The following is a 17,054-nucleotide window of genomic DNA, read 5'->3' as shown; positions in this document are numbered from 1 at the left end:
GGCGCGGGTTCAGCGGCCCGGCGTGGATGCCCGCGGCTTTCTTCCTGCTAGTCGTCACGTTGGTCCCGTTCGCGGTCGGCCCGGACGCACGCCTGTTGGGGCAGATCGGCGGCGGCGCCTTGTGGATCGCGGCGCTGACGGCAGCGCTGTTGCCGGTCGAGCGGCTGGTTGAGCCCGATCGCGCCGATGGGGTGCTCGACCAGCTGTTACTTTACGGCTTGGCCGACGAAAGCGTCGCCGCGGCCAAGATTGCCGGCCACTGGCTTGCATTCGGGCCGCTGCTACTCGTCAGTGCGCTCGTCGGGGCGCTGATGCTGCGCGTTCCGGCGGACGCGATACCCGGCTTGCTTCTTGCGCTTGGCGTTGGCAGCCTCGGCCTGGCAGCATTGGCGGTGGCAGTCGCAGCGCTGACGGCCGGCCTGCCGCGATCGGGGGCGTTGGCGGGCCTGTTGCTGCTGCCCCTGGCAATTCCGCTGCTGATCTTCGGCGCCGCCGCGTCTGGCGATACCGGTTCGGGCGCGTTGCTGCTTGAAGGTGCGACGGCGTTGCTATTGGTCGCGGGGGCGCCATTCGTGGCGGGTGCAGCGATCCGCGCCGGCCGGACCTAGTCGCGGCTCCAGCGAGCGAAGATCGCGGTCGGGAGCAACAGGCCGCGCCGTTGTTCCCGCACCGCCATCTCGCCCATCTCCACCGTCCCGCCGAGGTCGCCAAGCGCCTGGCGCACCAGCTCGCCGATCGACAGCGCCGACATGCGCACCGCATAGACCGTCAGCACGAGAAAGCGGCTGTCGGCGTCGAGCAGCCGTCGGCAATCGCCGATCAACGGGGCCAGATCCTCTTCCAGCCGCCACACTTCTCCCGTCGGTCCGCGGCCGAACTTGGGCGGGTCGAGAAGGATGCCGTCGTAGCGGCGCTCGCGGCGCACTTCGCGCGCGGTGAACTTGGTTGCGTCGTCGACCAGCCAGCGGATCGGCCGTTCGGCCATGCCCGACAGCTCGGCATTCGCCTTGCCCTGCTCGACGGATTTCTTGGACGCGTCGACATGGACCAGGCGCGCGCCGGCATCGCTCAGCTGCAGCGTGCCGACGCCGGTATAGCCGAACAGGTTAAGCACGTCGGCATCGGCCGAACGGTCGCGCATCCAATCCCATTGGGGCGCCATGTCAGGAAAGAAGCCAAGGTGCCGAAACGGCGTCAGTGAGGCGTTGAAGCGGACGTTGCCGCGTGCCAGCGGCCAGCCGGCGGGAAAGTCGCGGTGCTGGACCCAGCGGCCGCCGCCATCTTCGTCGGAACCGGGAACAAAGGTCGCGTCGGGCGACCAGTCGTCGCTGGCGGGCGCCCACATCGCCTGCGGTTCGGGCCGAGCGACGGTCACCGGGCCATATCGCTCCAGCTTCTGCCCGTGGCCGCAATCGAGCAGCGCCCAGTCGGCCCACGGATCGGCGACGATCGTGCCGAGAAGGCCGGTCATCGACCCAGCCAGCGTTTGCGCAGCGCCAGCCCGTAGATCAGCGCGGCGATCGCGGCGAAGGCGAACCACTGGATCGCATACATGCGATGGTTTTGCGGAATGGCGTCGAGCGAGGGCAGGGCGCTTGGCTCCAGGCCCGGCGGCGCGTTCAGAGCGACCAGCCGGATGCGCTGTTGCCGGTCGGGCGCGATGATTCCGTCGACCTGGCCGCCGGTCCACTGATATTTCGCTTGCGGATCCTTCGACCAGCCGAGCTCGACCGCCATGCCCGGTCCTTCGGCGCCGGTGACGCAATGGACGATGTGGGCATAGCCGCTGTCGCCCGCGCGGTTGGCGCCGGCGATCGCGCGATGGGCGGCGGGGCGCAGGCAGGTCCCGGTCGCGCGGCGGAACAGCGGCAGGCTCTTGCCCGGCGCCATCGCCGGGAAGGCGATCGGCGGCAGCGTCTCGGCGGCGCGATATTGCGCGATCAGCGAATCTTTCCACTGTGCCCGCTGCAGCTGCCAGATGCCCAGCGCGATCATCGCCGCCACCGCGGCGACGACCACGACGGTCGCGATGATCGGTACCTTCTTCACTGGTCCGCGATCCGGCCTTCGCGCGCCTGTTGGCGATATTCCTGCGTCAGCAGCAAGGCCTTGCCGGCGCGCAGGCCGAATACGGTCAGGCCCAGGCCGACGGGCAGCCAGACGATATGCACCCACCATGGCGGCGCGAAGCGGCCGTCGACGACCAGTGCCGCCACCGTCAAGATCGCGCCGACGATCAGGATCAGGAAGGCCGCGGGCCCGTCGCCGACGTTGAAGGCGGCATAGTCCAGTCCGCAGGCGCGACACTTGGGCGCGAAACTGATCCAGCCGTCGAAGAGGGTCTTCGATTTGCAGCGCGGGCACAGCCCGGCGAGGGCGCCGTGGACGGGCGAAACCTCGCGCAAGGCCGGGCTAGCCGTGCGTCGGCGCGCCCCAGCCGCCCCAGATGTAGATCGAGACGAAAAGGAACAGCCACACCACGTCGACGAAATGCCAGTACCAGGCGGCCGCTTCGAACCCGAAATGCTGCCGCGGGGTGAAGTCGCCCTTGTTGGCGCGCACCAGGCAGACGATCAGGAAGATGGTGCCGACGATCACGTGAAAGCCGTGGAAGCCGGTCGCCATGAAGAAAGTGGCGCCGTAGATGTTGCCTTTGAACGCGAACGGCGCGTGGATGTACTCATACGCCTGGATCGCGCTGAACAGCAGGCCGAGCAGGATCGTCAGCAGCAGGCCCAGCTTCAGCCCCTGGCGGTCGCCGTGGATCAGCGAGTGGTGAGCCCAGGTCACCGTGGTGCCCGAACACAGCAGGATCATGGTGTTGAGCAGCGGGAAGCCGAAGGGGTCGAGCACTTCGATGCCCTTGGGCGGCCATTGCCCGCCGACCGCGTCGACTGCGGACGGGAACAAGGCGGCGCTGTAGAATGCCCAGAACCAGGCGAGGAAGAACATGACTTCCGAGGCGATGAACAGGATCATCCCGTAGCGCAGATGCAGCTGCACGACCGGCGTGTGATAGCCCTCATGGGCCTCGCGGATCGTATTGCCCCACCAGTTCCACATGGTGACGAGGACCATCACCAGGCCGGCGATGCCGATCGGCATGCCGTAGGGATTGTTGTGCATCCACATGACCAGCCCGCCGAACAGCGCCAGCGCGCTGAACGCGCCGATGATCGGCCAGGGATCGGGGTTGACCAGATGATAGTCGTGGTTCTGGGTCGCCGCCATGTAATCTTTCCTCATGCGTAGTCGCGTCAGGCCCTAGCTGCCCGCGCGGTCACTTTCCACTGGATAAAACGTGTAGCTCAACGTGATTTCATCGACGTTGCGGGTGTCGGGATCGTTGCGGATCGCCGGATCGACGAAAAACACCACCGGCATATCGACTTCCTGACCGGGCCGGAGCGTCTGTTCGGTGAAGCAGAAGCATTCGATCTTGGAGAAATATTGCCCGGCGTTGGCCGGCGAAACGTTGAAGACCGCCCGCCCGGTGGTCGGCCGCGCGACCATGTTGCGGGCGTGATAGAAGATCTGCGTCCGGGCGCCAGGTTCGATGCGCACCGTTTCCTGCTTGGCAGTGAACCGCCACGGCAAGGCGGAATTGACGTTGGCGTCGAAGCGGACGCCGATCGGCCGGGTCGCGGCCGCGCCCGGCGCGGCGTCGGCGCGCTGCGTGGTGCCGCCGAAGCCGGTCACCTGGCAGAAGATGCGGTAAAGCGGGACCGAGGCGAAGGCGAGGCCGAGCATCGCGAGGCCAAGCAGCGCCATCATCGCCGCGGTGCGGTTGTTGCGATTGACCGCCGCGGTCACTTGCCGGCGCCGATCTTGGCCAGGGTGATGAAGAATAGCAGGACGACGAACGCGCCCAGCAGCAGCGCGGTGATCCGCGCGCGGGCCCGCTGGCGCGTACGGATGACGTCCGCCTCGTCCTGCGGCTGGGGGTCCGGACCGTCCGTCACGCGACCAGCCAGCGATCGGCGACCAGCGCGGTGAACAGGGCGAACAGATAGACGATGGAATAAGCGAACAACCGCTTTTCGGGCTTCATCTGCGCCGGCTCGGTCGCGCGATTGGCAAGTACCGCGAAGGCCAACGCGATAAACAATATGCTGAGCACGGCCGACACGGTGCCATAGATCCAGCCGGTCAGGCCGAGCGGCCAAGGCGCCACCGCGGCGGCGGCCATGACGAAGCTGTACAGGACGATCTGCCGCCGGGTCGCAGCGGTGCCGGCGACGACCGGCAGCATCGGTACATTGGCGGCGGCGTAGTCGGATCGCACGAACAGCGACAGCGCCCAGAAATGCGGCGGCGTCCACAGGAAGATGATCGCGAACAGAATGAGGGGCAGCGGGTCCATCGTGCCGGTTGCGGCGACCCAGCCGATCAGCGGCGGAAAGGCCCCGGCGGCCCCGCCGATGACGATATTCTGCGCCGTCCGGCGCTTCAGCCAGACAGTGTAGATGAGAACGTAGAACAGGATCGACGCGGCCAGCAGGCCGGCGGCCAGCCAGTTGGTCGCAAGCTCCATCAGCACGACCGAGAAGACGCCCAGCCCGACCCCGAAGTGAAGCGCCGTCTGGCGGTCCATCCGTCCCGCCGGCAGCGGCCGGTTGGCAGTGCGCCGCATCAGCGCGTCGAGGTCGTGCTCATACCATTGGTTGAGCGCCCCGGCGGCCCCGGCGGCCAGCGCGATGCACAGGATGGCGGTGAAACCGATCACCGGCGGCGGCATCACCGGCGCCGCGAGCAGCCCGCACAGGCCCGTGAAGACGACCAGGCGCATCACCCCCGGCTTGGTCAAAGCGTAGAGGTCGCGCCAGTCGGCGGGCAGCGCGGCTGGATTGGTCATCTGCATGGCGGGCACGGCGGCGCCTATAAAGTGTCGCTGGCCGCAGGGAAAGCCTTGGTATGGCTAGGGTTCATCACCCTTTGCTAAGGAAGGCCGATGACCAGGCTTTTCCTTGCCGCGGCGCTGCTTTCCGCCGCTCCCGCCGCCGCTCAGGCACCGGCGGCCACCCCCACCGTCGCTGAACCGGCCGCTCAAGAGGACCTTGTGCCCGTCGCGATCGACACCGCCATGGGACGGATCGTCATCGCGCTGGACCGCGGGCGGGCACCGCTGACCACCGCCAATTTCCTCAAATATGTCGATGCCGGAAAGCTTGACGGCGAAGTCTTCTACCGGGCGATGCCGTACGGCAAGGGCGGGTTGATCCAGGGCGGCATCACCGGCGATGCGCGCAAGCTCAATCCGCCGGTGGCGTTCGAATCGACCGACCAGACCGGCCTGTCCAACGTCGCGGGCACGGTCGCCATGGCGGCGCTTGCCCCCGGCAAGGCGCAGGCCGACTTCTTCATCATGACGACCGACATCAAGTCGTTCGACGGGCCGGCCGGCTTTGCCGCCTTCGGCCGGGTGATCGAAGGGATGGACGTGGTGCAGGCTATCCTTGCCGCACCGGTTTCGCCGACCAAGGGCATTGGCCCGATGAAGGGGCAGATGCTCGAACCGCAAGTGAAGATCGTGAAAGCGGCGCGGGTCAAATGATCCTCGGCTAGAGGATCGACAACAGGTCCACGAACAGCAGGAACAGCACGGCGAAGAACGCCGAGCTCCACAGGAAAATCTTTTGCGTCCTTGCCATTTTGGCTGGGTAGCGGCCGGCCCGCGACCGGGTCGAGGTGGGCGTTAGGCCGTACCGCCGTGCCGGTGCTTTGGTGCAACAGCCGCGATTTATTCCGTTTTTCCGGGAGCTTGTCTTAATCCTGGTGGGTTAGGATCGGTACTGCGTATCGAGAGGACCATTCGGGTGAACAAGATCGTGCTGATTATCGGATCGCTTGCCGGGCTTGGCCTGGTCGGGGCCGCTGCGGTCCCGTCGGGCGCGCTGTTCGGCACCGCCGAAGCCCATGCCGCGGCGCCCAAGCGCAGCTCCGCGCACGAAGGCGTGTTGCGCGCCGCCAGCCCGGTCCGCCAGTCTCTGATGATCGCGACCACGCCGCCGCCGCCACCGCTGCCTACCGCGCGCAAGGTCATCAACAAGGGCATTCTGATCGTCGTCAGCACCGCGTCGCAGCAAGCGTTCGTGTTCAAGGACGGTGAGTTGTGGGACCAGACCAAGGTGTCGACCGGCAAGACGGGCATGGAAACGCCGACCGGCGAATTCACCATCCTGCAGAAAAAGACGATGCATCGTTCGACCCTCTACGACGACGCGCCGATGCCGCACATGCAGCGGCTGACCTGGGATGGCGTCGCGCTGCATGCTGGCCGGATCCCCGGCTATGCCGCCTCGCACGGGTGCATCCGGCTGCCGGCGGCTTTTGCCGAGAAGCTGTACGGAATCACCAACTTTTCCTCGACCGTGGTGCTGGTCAGCGATCGTCCGGTCGACAGCCCGGCCGCCGCGCGCAAGCTGGTCTGACGCTGCGGCGTTGCGCACTGCTCCCTACGCCCTAAGGTGCGCCTCATGAAAAAATCGATCGTCGCGGCGCTGCTGCCGCTCTTCCTCGTTGCCTGCGCGACCGCGCCGGTGGAACCGCAAACTGCCGCCGGGCCCGACTTCATGGCCCGCAACGCCGCCGTAAAACGCGTCGTGTCGCTGCCCAGCGGGGTGCAATATTTCGTCCTCGCCTCGGGGCCGGAAACGGGCACCCGCCCGAAGACCGGCGACACGGTCAGCTTCGACTATGAAGGCAAGCTGACGACCGGCGAAACGTTCGATTCGAGCTTCGAGCGCGGCGAATCGCTAAGCGGCGAAGTCGGCGGGTTCGTGCCCGGATTCAACGAAGCGCTGACGCTGATGCGGCCGGGCGACGACTGGATCGTTTGGATCCCGCCCGAGCTCGGGTACGGCGGCGAGGACAAGGGCCCAATCCCGGCCAACAGCATCCTGCGTTTCCGGCTGAAGCTCAACAGCGTGACGCCGGCGCCGGCGGCCTAGCACCTATTGGCCGGCGGCGCGGCCTTCCGCCGTGCCGCCGCGATGTTCGGCGCCGTCGCGTGCGCCGACATAAGCGACCATGGCGAGGACCGCGATAAGCGCGATTGCGCCGATAACCTTGTTACGCATGGCTAGCTCCTGCTGGACGCCGCCAACGGTGGCGTCGTTCGGCCAAAACAAAAGGCCCGGAAACGCCGTCGCGGTTCCGGGCCTTGCTGTAATCGCGCCGTCGATCAGTCGATCGTCGGCAGGGTTTCGAACTGGTGGAACGGCGGCGGGCTGGACAGGGTCCATTCCAGCGTCGTCGCGCCTTCGCCCCAGTAATTGCCCGGGGCCTTGGGGCCGGCGAGCAGCGAGTAGATCACATTGACAAAGAACACGACCATCCCGGCGCCCATGATCATGTAGCCGACGGTGGCGACATAATTCCATTCGGCGAAGGCCGGCGTGTAGTCCGGAATACGCCGGGGCATGCCGTCGAGGCCCAGGAAGTGCATCGGGAAGAAGATGGTGTTCACGCCGATGAACATCAGGAAGAAGTGAATCTTGCCCAGCGCCTCGTTGTACATCCGGCCGAACATCTTGCCGAACCAGTAATAGAACCCGGCGAAGATCGAGAAGACGGCGCCGAGGCTGAGTACGTAGTGGAAGTGCGCGACCACGTAATAGGTGTCGTGCATGTACGTATCGACACCGCCGTTGGCGAGGACGACGCCGGTGACGCCGCCAACCGTGAACAGGAAGATGAACCCGATCGCCCACAGCATCGGCGTTTCGAAGGTCATCGACCCGCCCCACATGGTAGCGATCCAGCTGAAGATCTTCACGCCGGTCGGGACGGCGATGATCATCGTCGCCGCGGTGAAGTACATCTTGGTGTCCAGGCTCATGCCCGTGGTGAACATGTGGTGCGCCCAGACGACGAAGCCGACCACGCCGATCGCGACCATCGCATAGGCCATGCCGAGGTAGCCGAACACCGGCTTGCGGCTGAAGGTCGACACGATCTGGCTGACGATGCCGAAGCCCGGCAGGATCATGATGTACACTTCGGGGTGGCCGAAGAACCAGAACAGATGCTGGTACAACACCGGATCGCCGCCGCCGCTGGCATCGAAGAAGGTGGTGCCGAAATTGCGGTCGGTCAGCAGCATGGTGATCGCGCCGGCAAGCACCGGAAGCGCGAGCAGCAGCAGGAAGGCGGTGACCAGCACCGACCATACGAACAGCGGCATTTTGTGCAGGGTCATGCCCGGCGCGCGCATGTTGAAGATGGTGGTGATGAAGTTGATCGCACCGAGGATCGAGCTTGCGCCCGCAAGGTGGAGCGAGAAGATCGCCATGTCGACGGCCGGCCCCGCGGAGCCGGATGTCGATAGCGGCGCATAGACCGTCCAGCCGGTCCCGGCGCCAAGCCCGGTCCCCCCGGAAACGAAGCTTGAACCGAGCAGCAGGATGAAGGCGGGGACAAGCAGCCAGAAGCTGATGTTGTTCATCCGCGGGAAGGCCATGTCCGGAGCGCCGATCATCAGCGGCACGAACCAGTTGCCGAACCCGCCGATCATCGCCGGCATGACCATGAAGAACACCATGATCAGACCGTGCGCGGTGATCAGCACGTTCCAGTGGTGGGCCCATTCGTCGAAGCTGGCGGTGCCGGCGCCGAGCGGCCAGGACTGGTTGAGCACCTGGATGCCGGGCTCCATCAATTCCCAGCGCATGATCCCCGAAATGCCGCCGCCGATGATCCCGGTGACGATCGCGAAGATCAGGTACAGCGTGCCGATATCCTTGTGGTTCGTCGACATGAACCAGCGGGCGAAGAACCCTGGCGTGTGGTGATCGTCATGATGCGCGTCATGCGCTTCATGCGGCTGCAGATGGAGGCTGTCGGCGGTCGTGCTCATGAACGAAAACTCTCTCGCTTAATTCTGCGCCGTTGCGCGGTCGGCGACCGACGGGGTCGGCGGATTGGGCTGGGCCTCGGCCGGTGCGGCACCTTGCGGCGCGGCCGCCGGCTTCGCAATGGCCCGCAACGTTTCGGCCGGGTTGGCGACCGGCTTGGGGCCGGGCATCGTGCCGCCCTTCGACGCGACCCAGGCGGCAAAGCGTTCGGGCGGGACGACTTCGACCGCGATCGGCATGTAGCCGTGACGGGCGCCGCACAGTTCCGAACATTGGCCGAAATAGACGCCGGGCCGGTCGACCTTGACCCAGGTCTCGTTGAGCTGGCCGGGGTTGGCGTCGATCTTCGACCAGAAAGCCGGGACGGCGAAGCTGTGGATCACGTCGTTCGATGTGACGATGAACTTCACCACCTTGCCGGCGGGAATGACGATCCGTTCGTCCACGGCCAGCAGCGGCGGGCCGTCCTTGTCGGTGCGGAAACGGTCGCCCGGCTTCAACGTCGGGTCGTTCGGCTCCTTGAGGATGTTCGACACGATCTCGAAGTCGCCGTTATCCGGATACTGGTAGGTCCAGTACCATTGGTTGCCGATGACCTTGATGGTCACGTCCGCCTTCGGAAACGAATATTGCTCGCGCAGCAGGCCGATCGACGGGATCGCGATGGCGACCAGGATGAGCACCGGAACGACGGTCCAGATGACCTCGATCGTGGTGTTGTGCGACGTGCGCGTCGGCACCGGATGGGCGCTGCGGCGATAACGGACGATGGTGTAGAGCAGCAGGCCGAGCACGAAGACGCTGATCGCGGCGCACAGCAGCAGCAGCCAGAAATCGTGGAAGGCCGCTGCCTGCCGGCCGACCTCGGTGACCTGCTTCTGCGTGCCCGTGGCGCCCGGAACCGGCACGCCGTAGCCCGGCGCCGGCGCCATGTAGGCGTAGGGCGAGGCGACCGGTGTGTCGGCCGTCGCGGACGTCGTCGCTGCTGCCGGATCGCCGGCGGTCGGGGCTGCCGCGTCGGCGGCCGGAGCGGCCGCCGGTTCTGCTGCCTGTTGCGCCGTGGCCGGCTGGTCAGCCGCAGTCTGTTGCGCCGCCGCCGGTGTGGCCATCGCCGCGGCAAGGGCAATTGCCCATCCAATCAGTTTCATTCGCACCCCGGGTACATTGGGTTTCATTGGGGGAGGTCCGCCAACGGCGCCCCCCGAACGGGGCGGCTTATAGGCGCGGGTTTCCGCTCTCTCAAGCGCCCATTCCGGAAGCTGTTGAAGCAATGTCCGCCAAGGCTTAATTGCCGCCCCTGCAATGACCATGACCAACGACCAGATCCTCGCCGAATTCCGCGCCGCCAATGCGTTGCTGGAAGGGCATTTCATCCTTTCGTCGGGGCTTCGCAGCCCCAAATACCTGCAGTGCGCGCGGGTGTTGATGGACCCGGCACGGGCCGCGCGGCTGGCGGAGGCGCTGGCCGAAAGCTTGCCCGCCGACATCCGCGATGCCATCGACGTGGTTGTCTCGCCGGCGATGGGCGGGGTGATCATCGGCCATGAAATGGGCCGTGCGCTGGGCAAGCCGGCGATGTTCCTCGAGCGTCCCGAAGGCACCTTTCATCTGCGCCGCGGATTCGCCCTCGAGCCCGGCCAGCGGGTGCTGATGGTCGAAGACGTGGTCACCACCGGCCTGTCCAGCCGCGAGGCCATCGCCGCCGTCGGACGCGAAGGCGGTCAGGTCATCGCCGAGGCCAGCCTGGTCGACCGGTCGGGCGGAGAGGCGGACCTTGGCGTTCCCTTCTTCCCGCTGATCCGCATCGACGTGCCGACCTATCAGCCGGATGCGCTTCCGCCCGAGCTTCAGGCGATACCCGCGATCAAGCCCGGCAGCCGCGCCGCCTAGTGACGGCACCCCTTCGCCTCGGCGTGAACATCGATCACGTCGCCACCATCCGCAACGCGCGCGGCGGCGACCATCCGGACCCGGTGCGCGCAGCGCAGATCGCGGCCCAGTCCGGCGCCGACGGGATTACCGCCCACTTGCGCGAGGATCGGCGCCACATCACCGACCGCGACATCGACCGGCTGATGGCGGAGATCGACCTGCCCCTGAATCTCGAGATGGCCGCGACCGAGGAAATGCTGGCGATCGCTCTGCGCCACCGGCCGCATGCCGCCTGCATCGTCCCGGAGAAGCGCGAAGAACGGACGACCGAAGGCGGGCTCGATGCCGCCGGGCAGCTCGACGCCCTGCGCCCGTTCGTCGACGAGTTGGGCAATGCCGGCATCCGCGTCAGCCTGTTCATCGAACCGTCCAACCGGCAGGTCGAGGCGGCCTTGAAGCTCGGCGTGCCCGTCGCCGAGTTCCACACCGGGCGCTACGCCCATGTCGCGGGCGGGGAGCAGGTGGCCGAGTTGAAGCGCATCACCGACGCTGCCGCGCTGGCCGCCAAGAACGGTATCGAACCGCACGCCGGCCACGGCCTGACCTATGCCAATGTCGTGCCCGTCGCCGCCATCCCCCAGCTGGCCGAGCTCAACATCGGCCATTTCTTGATCGGCGAGGCGATCTTCACCGGCCTCGACGACAGCGTCCGCCGCATGCGCGCCCTGATGGACGAAGCGCGGTGACCGGAAGCGTATTCGCTCGATATGCCCTGTGGGCTAGCGCCGCGGTAGCACTCGCTTTTTCGACCCTATTGTTGTTGTTGATTTTCGCGATTGGCGGGTGGTTGGAGCCTCTGGGTGTGGCTTGGATTGGCTGCTTTGTCGCTTCGGCTGCAGCTCTTGAATACGCGATACGCGCGAAGAGTTGGACTAAGCGAGCCGCTAGCCTCGGAGCAATGGTCGGAATTGCGCTTGTGCAATTCGCAGTGATTCTTTGGCAGTGACGATCTTCACCGGCCTCGACGACAGCGTCCGCCGAATGCGCGCCCTGATGGACGAAGCGCGGTGAATCGCGCCGTCCCTGTTCTCTTGTTCGTCGTTGCAGCCGCCATCTATTTATGGCTGACGTCGACACTCGTCTGGCTCCCACTCGGCATTCTTCTCGGCAAAATGCCCGGTGCACCGACAGACCTGATCCTGAAAGTGTTTTCCGAACGAAGCCTGCTGACACTCGGCATCGCGCTTGCCGGGATCGTGATCGCGATTGTTCGTTACCGCAGTGGCAAAGTCCTGAAGGCCTACATCAGCCTGGCTGCCGGACTGGTTGGCTCTATCGCGTCTTATCTGCTGCTCTCTCGTTGGGTTGGTGTCTTGTGATCATCGGTATCGGCAACGACCTGTGCGACATCCGGCGTATCGAAAAATCTCTCGAGCGGTTCGGCGACCGGTTCATCGACCGCTGCTTCACCGACGTCGAAAAAGCGAAGGCGGCGCGGCGGCCGTTCACCCGGGCGGGCACGCTGGCCAAGCGGTTCGCCGCGAAGGAAGCCTTTTCGAAAGCGGTCGGCACCGGGTTCAAGCGCGGCGTTTTCATGAAGGACATCGGGGTGGTCAACCTGCCGTCGGGGCAGCCGACGCTGGCGCTGACGGGCGGCGCTCGGGCGCGGCTTGACGCGATGACGCCGGACGGCCACGCGGTCGACGTTCACCTCACACTAACCGACGAATACCCATTGGCGCAGGCAATTGTGCTGCTGGTCGCCCGCAAGATGGAGAATTGATTGGCCGAGGATAATCCGGCGCTCGCCCACGACGAGAACGGCGATCTCGTGGTGACGGAGAAGCAAAGCACGGGCTCGGCCGTCTGGCGCGAGATCCGCGGCCTGTTGTGGGTGCTGCTGGCGGTGCTGATGTTCCACAGCTTCATCGCCAAGCCATTCTACATTCCGTCGGAATCGATGATGCCGGTATTGCTCAAGGGCGACCGGCTGGTGGTCAGCAAATATCCCTATGGCTGGTCGTGGGTCAGCCCCAGCTTCCACCTGTTGCCGCACTGGCAGGGACGGTTGCTGGGCAAGATGCCCAAGCGCGGCGATGTCGTCATCGTCACGCCGCCGGGCAGCAACGAGGATTATATCAAGCGGGTGATCGGCATTCCCAGTGATTCGGTCGAGGTCCGCCGCGGTCGCCTGTTCCTCAACGGCGAAATGGTCAAATGGGAACGGCGCCAGCCGGCGATGGTCCCGGTCGATGCCAACGCGCCGTGCGGTATCGAATTTTCCGGCTTCCTCGTCGACGGCCCGAACGGCCAGCAATTTTGCCGCCTGCCGATCGTTCGCGAAACGCTTCCGGGCGGCGTGAGCTACGACACCATCGATCTGGGCCAGAGCCAGGGTGACGACTACGGCCCGGTGACGGTCGGGCCGGGGCAGGTGTTCCTGATGGGCGACAACCGCGACCGCAGCGCCGACAGCCGCTTTGCGGCCGGCCCGCCGGACAACGGCCTGGGCGGCCCGGTGCCGTGGGAGAATATCGGCGGTCGCGCCGAATTCCTGACCTTCTCGCTCGACGGGACGACCAAGCTGCTCAACCCGGTCAGCTGGTTCGAAGCGTTGCGCGGCGGGCGCGCCGGCAACTCTCTCCGGCCGCAGCAGGATGCGCGGCCGGCGGAGGCTACTCGCTAGGCTGCGGCTGCGGTTGCGGCGGCGCTTCGCTGCCCTGCGGCTGCGCCGCTGACGGCGGCGGCGCCATCGCCTGCGCGGCGTTAGGCACCACCTCGGCGACCTGCACGTCGAAATCCAGATCGGCGTTGGGCGGGATCGGGCTGTTGGGCGGCGGCGTCGGGCCGTAGGCCAGCTCCGACGGTATGCGGATGCGGTAGGACCCACCCTTTTGCATGTGGGTCAGAGCCTCGGCGAAGCCGGGCACCGTCTGGCCGACCAGCATCGGCGACGGGCCGCTGCCGGCGTTGCTGTCGAACACGGTGCCGTCGGGCAGGCGGCCTTCGTAATTGATCAGTACGCCGTCCTGCATGCCGATCGGCGCGCCGGTGCCCGCCTGGACGGTGCGAATCACGATTCCGCTGGGCAGGGTCTCGCCGCGCATGCCGCTGGTCGAATACCAGGCGAGGGCGACGCCCGCTGCGACAAGGGCGAGGATGACGAGCCAGAACGCACCGAGGGACCCGGTACGTGGCGGCGTGGCGGCTGTGGTGCTTGACGACATGGCAGGCGCCTAGCGCGGCGCCCGCGGTTAGGAAAGGTCTAGCGCGAGCCTTCGCGTTCGGCGCGCTTGCGCTCGAGCTTGCGGGCGCGGCGGATGGCGGCGGCCCGCTCGCGCGCCCGCTTCTCCGACGGCTTCTCGTAATGCCGGCGCAGCTTCATCTCCCGATAGACGCCTTCGCGCTGCAGCTTCTTCTTCAGCGCGCGCAGCGCCTGGTCGACATTATTGTCGCGAACGATGATCTGCATAAACGGCCCGTCAAACTCCTCTCGATTTGAACCCCGGCGAAACAACGCGGCCCAGGGGGCAGCGGTTTCGGCAAATGTCGGGGCGCATATATATTCGTTCGCCGCAAGCCGAGCCTGCGGGCGGTGGCGGGCCACTACCAGCGTGCCGCGCGAACTTCAAGCTCTGTCGATTTGGACCTCATTGCGGTGAATCGAAGCGGCGAAGCGGCGAAGCGTGCAACCTACTAGCTTTTGTTGGCCACGGTTAACCTTTTGCTTGGTATACCAGAATTTCAGAGCAGAGGGGCGAAGATGACTTTGAATCGGCGGGAAGTATTGCGTTGGGGAACGATCGGCGCGGGAGCGGCGATGGTCTCTTCCGCGGCCTCCTCGGCCGGACTTCCCTCGATGATCCTGCAGCCACCGGCGCCCGTCACGCCGCCGCTCGGCCTTGCTCCGCAAGCGCCCGCGGGCATCAATCCGCAACTGTTCCAGCGCGCCAAGGCTGCGCTCGACCAGCACCGGATCCGCTATCGCGACCACATGGGCATCGTCGATTTCGGCCTGGCGTCGGCTCAGCCGCGCTTTCACGTCGTCGACATCCGCTCCGGCGCGGTCGAAAGCTACACCGTCACGCACGGGAAGGGCTCGGATCCCGCGCATTGCGGTTACCTGGAGCAATTCTCCAACGCCGCCGGTTCGGAAGCCACGTCCAACGGGACCTACACCACCGACGAATATTATTATGGCAAGCATGGCCTGTCGCTGAAGCTCAACGGCCTCGACTGGTCGAACAACAATGCCATGAACCGGGCGATCGTCATTCACAGCGCCTGGTATGCCGAACCGAACAACATTGCCGAACATGGCAAGCTGGGCCGCAGCCAGGGCTGCTTTGCCTTCAGCCGCCACGACCAGTGGCTGGTGATGCAGAAGCTTGCCGGCGGCCGCATGATATTCGCCGACAAGATGGCGTAACGCCCGTCCGGCCCTTGGTCGGACGATTCCCAAATCCCTGGTTCAATTGGCGCGCGATGGAACCCTTGCGCCTGCCGAACGCTCCTTCCCCTAGACCTTTTGCAACAGGGGAAAGACCATGAAGATTCTCAAGACCTGCCTGGCGATTGCCGGCTTTGCGGCGCTTGCCGCTTGTGCGGACAACGACGCCGCTGAAGACAATACGCTCGCCGTCGACAACATGACGGTCGAAAACGTGATCGTCGACGACAGCATGAACGGCAGCATGACGATGAATGCTGAAGACATGAACGCGATGGACATGAACGCCACGGACATGAACACGATGGACATGAACGCGACGGACATGAACGCAACGACGACCAACACCAACTAACTCCAGCAAGAGCACGTGCTGGATGCGGGCGTCCCTTCTGGGGCGCCCGCTTTGATTCTAGGATCGGAGCGTTGCGGCAAAGCACGCGCCAACGGCCGACTTCACTTCGGCTCTCCGCCTCTTCGGCTGGGCGATAACCATGCTCCCGAGGGTGCCGAGTGCGGGTAGTATCCGCATTATGATGACACACACGAACATGACGAGCGGCTCTTCCGAGAGCCATGTCGACCGCGCCAGGCGCGGCCCGACCCCCGACAACCCCTCGCTGTCGTTGAAGAAGCGTCTCAAGCGCGCCGCCTTCTTCGACCAGCGCGAACGGCTTGCCGCCGAAGGCAAGGCGGACCTGGTGGACGCAAACGCCGGTCTGCCGGACGCGGTGACTGGCGATGCCTTCATGCTACGGCCGGCCAACGGATCATCTGCTGACCGGCATCACGCTCTATAAATTTGGCCGTTTTCTGACATTCGATGTTCAAAGGGCGCCGCCTTGGGCAACCAGGGCGGCGTTCCCCTTGCCGTCGGCCCGCCGCAAAAGCCTTGCGGTAACCATAGGCCACCGCCATTTAGCCGCTGGCGATTGTGACAATTTCACGATACGCTTCCGTTACGCACACGGAACTTCAACCCCGGTTGAAGCGCTTTGGCGAACTGAACAACAAGGGAAGCTAACCAGATGAAGATCATCCACACCCTGGCAGTGGCGGCTGGCGTTGCGGCGCTCGCGGCTTGCAACCAGAGCCCCCAGGAACAGCAGGCCGACAACATCGAGGCGAACGCGGAAGCTACCGCCGACAACCTCGAAGAAGCCGCTGACAACGCCACCACCGAAGCGACGGAAGACAGCCTGGAAAACCAGGCCGACGCCACCCGCGAAGCTGGTGAAGAAACTGCCGATTCGGTCCGCGACGGTGCGGACGCCGACGGTAACAGCGTCAACTAAGTCAGACTTACGCGTGAGCACGCGTGCACCGCCCCGGGAAACCGGGGCGGTGTTTCTGTATCCGGGGTACGAAAAGGGGCGGCCATTGGCCGCCCTTCCCGTATTATCGCTCAGCCGTTCAGGCGGTGCGGATGTAATACATCCGGATCTTGCGGTCATAATCTTCCGACCAGTCCGGTTCCTCGTTGCGGCCAAAGCTGGGCGCCTTGTCCTTGTCGAGGTCGTCCTTCGACAGGCTCTTCATCTTGTAGCCGTCGACCTTGGTGTCGTAGTCGAGGCTGTCCCACGGCAGCGGGTAATTGTCTTCGCCCATGCCGAACAGCCCGCCAAAGCCCATCACGACATAATGGACGCGGCCGTCCATCTTGCCGATCATCACCTTGCGAACGGTGCCGATCTTCTCGCCGGCCTTATCGTAGACCGTCGTGCCCTCGACCTTGTCCGATGCGATCAGGCGCCGGGTTTCGTTTTTGTCGAGAACGTTGGTTTCATTGTCGCGTGTGGTGGTCTCCATGTGGAGTTCCTCCTTTTTGGTCTGGTGTCGGGCGCGCCGCGCCATTCGGGCCTAAAGGCCGCAGGAAT

Annotated in this window: 26 protein-coding genes; 13 read left to right on the top strand and 13 right to left on the bottom strand. The window is 65.4% G+C overall.

The features are described from left to right. Positions 1 to 26 precede the first annotated feature (26 nt). Complete coding sequence (locus tag H8M03_RS07205) at positions 27 to 608, top strand: heme exporter protein CcmB (RefSeq protein ID WP_246449210.1); 582 nt, start codon at positions 27 to 29, stop codon at positions 606 to 608. On the opposite strand, the gene H8M03_RS07200 is transcribed toward H8M03_RS07205, so the two are convergent. Genes H8M03_RS07200 through H8M03_RS07170 form a run of 7 tightly spaced genes read right to left on the bottom strand, consistent with a single transcriptional unit; the run spans position 605 to position 4,855 of the window. Next, positions 605 to 1,471 (bottom strand): class I SAM-dependent methyltransferase, encoded by an 867-nt coding sequence (locus tag H8M03_RS07200; RefSeq protein ID WP_187478803.1) that lies wholly within the window; start codon positions 1,469 to 1,471, stop codon positions 605 to 607. The genes H8M03_RS07205 and H8M03_RS07200 overlap by 4 nt on opposite strands. Further along, the gene (locus H8M03_RS07195; protein WP_187478802.1) at positions 1,468 to 2,049 is read right to left on the bottom strand and encodes an SURF1 family cytochrome oxidase biogenesis protein; all 582 of its coding nucleotides are present in this window, start codon (positions 2,047 to 2,049) and stop codon (positions 1,468 to 1,470) included. Before H8M03_RS07195 ends, H8M03_RS07200 begins: the two co-directional genes overlap by 4 nt. Beyond that, positions 2,046 to 2,405, bottom strand: a complete 360-nt coding sequence (locus H8M03_RS07190) for a DUF983 domain-containing protein (RefSeq protein ID WP_187478801.1) — start codon at positions 2,403 to 2,405, stop codon at positions 2,046 to 2,048. Before H8M03_RS07190 ends, H8M03_RS07195 begins: the two co-directional genes overlap by 4 nt. A 7-nt stretch (positions 2,406 to 2,412) precedes the next feature. Continuing rightward, complete coding sequence (locus H8M03_RS07185; RefSeq protein ID WP_187478800.1) at positions 2,413 to 3,231, bottom strand: cytochrome c oxidase subunit 3; 819 nt, start codon at positions 3,229 to 3,231, stop codon at positions 2,413 to 2,415. Between the two features lie 33 nt (positions 3,232 to 3,264). Next, positions 3,265 to 3,774 (bottom strand): cytochrome c oxidase assembly protein, encoded by a 510-nt coding sequence (locus H8M03_RS07180; RefSeq protein ID WP_246449208.1) that lies wholly within the window; start codon positions 3,772 to 3,774, stop codon positions 3,265 to 3,267. A 35-nt stretch (positions 3,775 to 3,809) separates the two neighbouring features. Next, positions 3,810 to 3,962, bottom strand: coding sequence for a hypothetical protein (locus H8M03_RS07175; RefSeq protein WP_187478798.1), 153 nt, complete (start codon positions 3,960 to 3,962; stop codon positions 3,810 to 3,812). Next, the gene (locus H8M03_RS07170) at positions 3,959 to 4,855 is read right to left on the bottom strand and encodes a heme o synthase (RefSeq protein ID WP_187478797.1); all 897 of its coding nucleotides are present in this window, start codon (positions 4,853 to 4,855) and stop codon (positions 3,959 to 3,961) included. The genes H8M03_RS07175 and H8M03_RS07170 overlap by 4 nt, the downstream gene beginning before the upstream one ends. 96 nt (positions 4,856 to 4,951) lie before the next feature. On the opposite strand from H8M03_RS07170, the gene H8M03_RS07165 reads away from it, so the two are divergent. The 3 genes from H8M03_RS07165 (at position 4,952) to H8M03_RS07155 (ending at position 6,950) form a co-directional block, all read left to right on the top strand. After that, complete coding sequence (locus H8M03_RS07165; protein ID WP_187478796.1) at positions 4,952 to 5,554, top strand: peptidylprolyl isomerase; 603 nt, start codon at positions 4,952 to 4,954, stop codon at positions 5,552 to 5,554. A 262-nt stretch (positions 5,555 to 5,816) separates the two neighbouring features. After that, positions 5,817 to 6,431, top strand: coding sequence for a L,D-transpeptidase family protein (locus tag H8M03_RS07160; protein WP_246448782.1), 615 nt, complete (start codon positions 5,817 to 5,819; stop codon positions 6,429 to 6,431). A gap of 45 nt (positions 6,432 to 6,476) precedes the next feature. Further along, positions 6,477 to 6,950 carry an FKBP-type peptidyl-prolyl cis-trans isomerase gene (locus H8M03_RS07155; protein WP_187478795.1) on the top strand — a complete coding sequence of 158 codons (474 nt, stop codon included), beginning with the start codon at positions 6,477 to 6,479 and terminating at the stop codon, positions 6,948 to 6,950. Between the two features lie 3 nt (positions 6,951 to 6,953). Here the strand turns inward: H8M03_RS07155 and H8M03_RS12900 are convergent, their stop codons facing one another. The 3 genes from H8M03_RS12900 to coxB form a co-directional block, all read right to left on the bottom strand. Continuing rightward, positions 6,954 to 7,079, bottom strand: coding sequence for a hypothetical protein (locus H8M03_RS12900; RefSeq protein ID WP_281399828.1), 126 nt, complete (start codon positions 7,077 to 7,079; stop codon positions 6,954 to 6,956). A gap of 104 nt (positions 7,080 to 7,183) precedes the next feature. Next, a complete protein-coding gene (ctaD, locus tag H8M03_RS07150; RefSeq protein ID WP_187478794.1) occupies positions 7,184 to 8,857 on the bottom strand; it encodes a cytochrome c oxidase subunit I in 1,674 nt (557 codons plus the stop codon). A gap of 18 nt (positions 8,858 to 8,875) precedes the next feature. Next, on the bottom strand, positions 8,876 to 10,003 hold the full coding sequence (coxB, locus tag H8M03_RS07145; protein ID WP_187478793.1) for a cytochrome c oxidase subunit II: 1,128 nt from the start codon (positions 10,001 to 10,003) through the stop codon (positions 8,876 to 8,878). A 160-nt stretch (positions 10,004 to 10,163) separates the two neighbouring features. Here coxB and pyrE point away from each other — a divergent pair, with 160 nt between their 5' ends. From pyrE to lepB, 5 genes are all read left to right on the top strand, one after another. Beyond that, the gene (gene pyrE, locus H8M03_RS07140) at positions 10,164 to 10,745 is read left to right on the top strand and encodes an orotate phosphoribosyltransferase (RefSeq protein WP_187480985.1); all 582 of its coding nucleotides are present in this window, start codon (positions 10,164 to 10,166) and stop codon (positions 10,743 to 10,745) included. Then, positions 10,745 to 11,473 carry a pyridoxine 5'-phosphate synthase gene (locus H8M03_RS07135; protein WP_187478792.1) on the top strand — a complete coding sequence of 243 codons (729 nt, stop codon included), beginning with the start codon at positions 10,745 to 10,747 and terminating at the stop codon, positions 11,471 to 11,473. Before pyrE ends, H8M03_RS07135 begins: the two co-directional genes overlap by 1 nt. A 321-nt stretch (positions 11,474 to 11,794) precedes the next feature. Further along, complete coding sequence (locus H8M03_RS07130; protein WP_187478791.1) at positions 11,795 to 12,106, top strand: hypothetical protein; 312 nt, start codon at positions 11,795 to 11,797, stop codon at positions 12,104 to 12,106. Next, positions 12,103 to 12,510 (top strand): holo-ACP synthase, encoded by a 408-nt coding sequence (gene acpS / locus H8M03_RS07125; RefSeq protein ID WP_187478790.1) that lies wholly within the window; start codon positions 12,103 to 12,105, stop codon positions 12,508 to 12,510. Before H8M03_RS07130 ends, acpS begins: the two co-directional genes overlap by 4 nt. Before the next feature lie 48 nt (positions 12,511 to 12,558). Further along, positions 12,559 to 13,413, top strand: coding sequence for a signal peptidase I (lepB, locus tag H8M03_RS07120; protein WP_425506866.1), 855 nt, complete (start codon positions 12,559 to 12,561; stop codon positions 13,411 to 13,413). Here lepB and H8M03_RS07115 read toward each other — a convergent pair. Then, positions 13,403 to 13,954, bottom strand: coding sequence for an FKBP-type peptidyl-prolyl cis-trans isomerase (locus H8M03_RS07115; RefSeq protein ID WP_187478789.1), 552 nt, complete (start codon positions 13,952 to 13,954; stop codon positions 13,403 to 13,405). The two genes, lepB and H8M03_RS07115, sit on opposite strands and share 11 nt — an antisense overlap. Before the next feature lie 38 nt (positions 13,955 to 13,992). Next, positions 13,993 to 14,199, bottom strand: a complete 207-nt coding sequence (gene rpsU, locus H8M03_RS07110) for a 30S ribosomal protein S21 (protein ID WP_187478788.1) — start codon at positions 14,197 to 14,199, stop codon at positions 13,993 to 13,995. Positions 14,200 to 14,514: 315 nt separating this feature from the next. On the opposite strand from rpsU, the gene H8M03_RS07105 reads away from it, so the two are divergent. The 4 genes from H8M03_RS07105 (at position 14,515) to H8M03_RS07090 (ending at position 16,472) form a co-directional block, all read left to right on the top strand. Continuing rightward, positions 14,515 to 15,156, top strand: a complete 642-nt coding sequence (locus H8M03_RS07105; protein ID WP_246448779.1) for a murein L,D-transpeptidase catalytic domain family protein — start codon at positions 14,515 to 14,517, stop codon at positions 15,154 to 15,156. Between the two features lie 118 nt (positions 15,157 to 15,274). Further along, the gene (locus tag H8M03_RS07100; RefSeq protein ID WP_187478786.1) at positions 15,275 to 15,532 is read left to right on the top strand and encodes a hypothetical protein; all 258 of its coding nucleotides are present in this window, start codon (positions 15,275 to 15,277) and stop codon (positions 15,530 to 15,532) included. A 178-nt stretch (positions 15,533 to 15,710) separates the two neighbouring features. After that, positions 15,711 to 15,977, top strand: a complete 267-nt coding sequence (locus H8M03_RS07095; RefSeq protein ID WP_187478785.1) for a hypothetical protein — start codon at positions 15,711 to 15,713, stop codon at positions 15,975 to 15,977. Positions 15,978 to 16,205: 228 nt separating this feature from the next. Next, complete coding sequence (locus H8M03_RS07090; protein WP_187478784.1) at positions 16,206 to 16,472, top strand: hypothetical protein; 267 nt, start codon at positions 16,206 to 16,208, stop codon at positions 16,470 to 16,472. 118 nt (positions 16,473 to 16,590) lie between these two features. On the opposite strand, the gene H8M03_RS07085 is transcribed toward H8M03_RS07090, so the two are convergent. Then, on the bottom strand, positions 16,591 to 16,986 hold the full coding sequence (locus H8M03_RS07085; RefSeq protein WP_187478783.1) for a PRC-barrel domain-containing protein: 396 nt from the start codon (positions 16,984 to 16,986) through the stop codon (positions 16,591 to 16,593). Positions 16,987 to 17,054: the final 68 nt, after the last annotated feature.

Origin of the sequence: Sphingomonas sabuli, from assembly GCF_014352855.1 — a bacterium.
Lineage (GTDB): Bacteria > Pseudomonadota > Alphaproteobacteria > Sphingomonadales > Sphingomonadaceae > Sphingomicrobium > Sphingomicrobium sabuli.
Note: the sequence above shows the minus strand (reverse complement) of the source record. Positions and strands in the feature narration are given on the sequence as shown.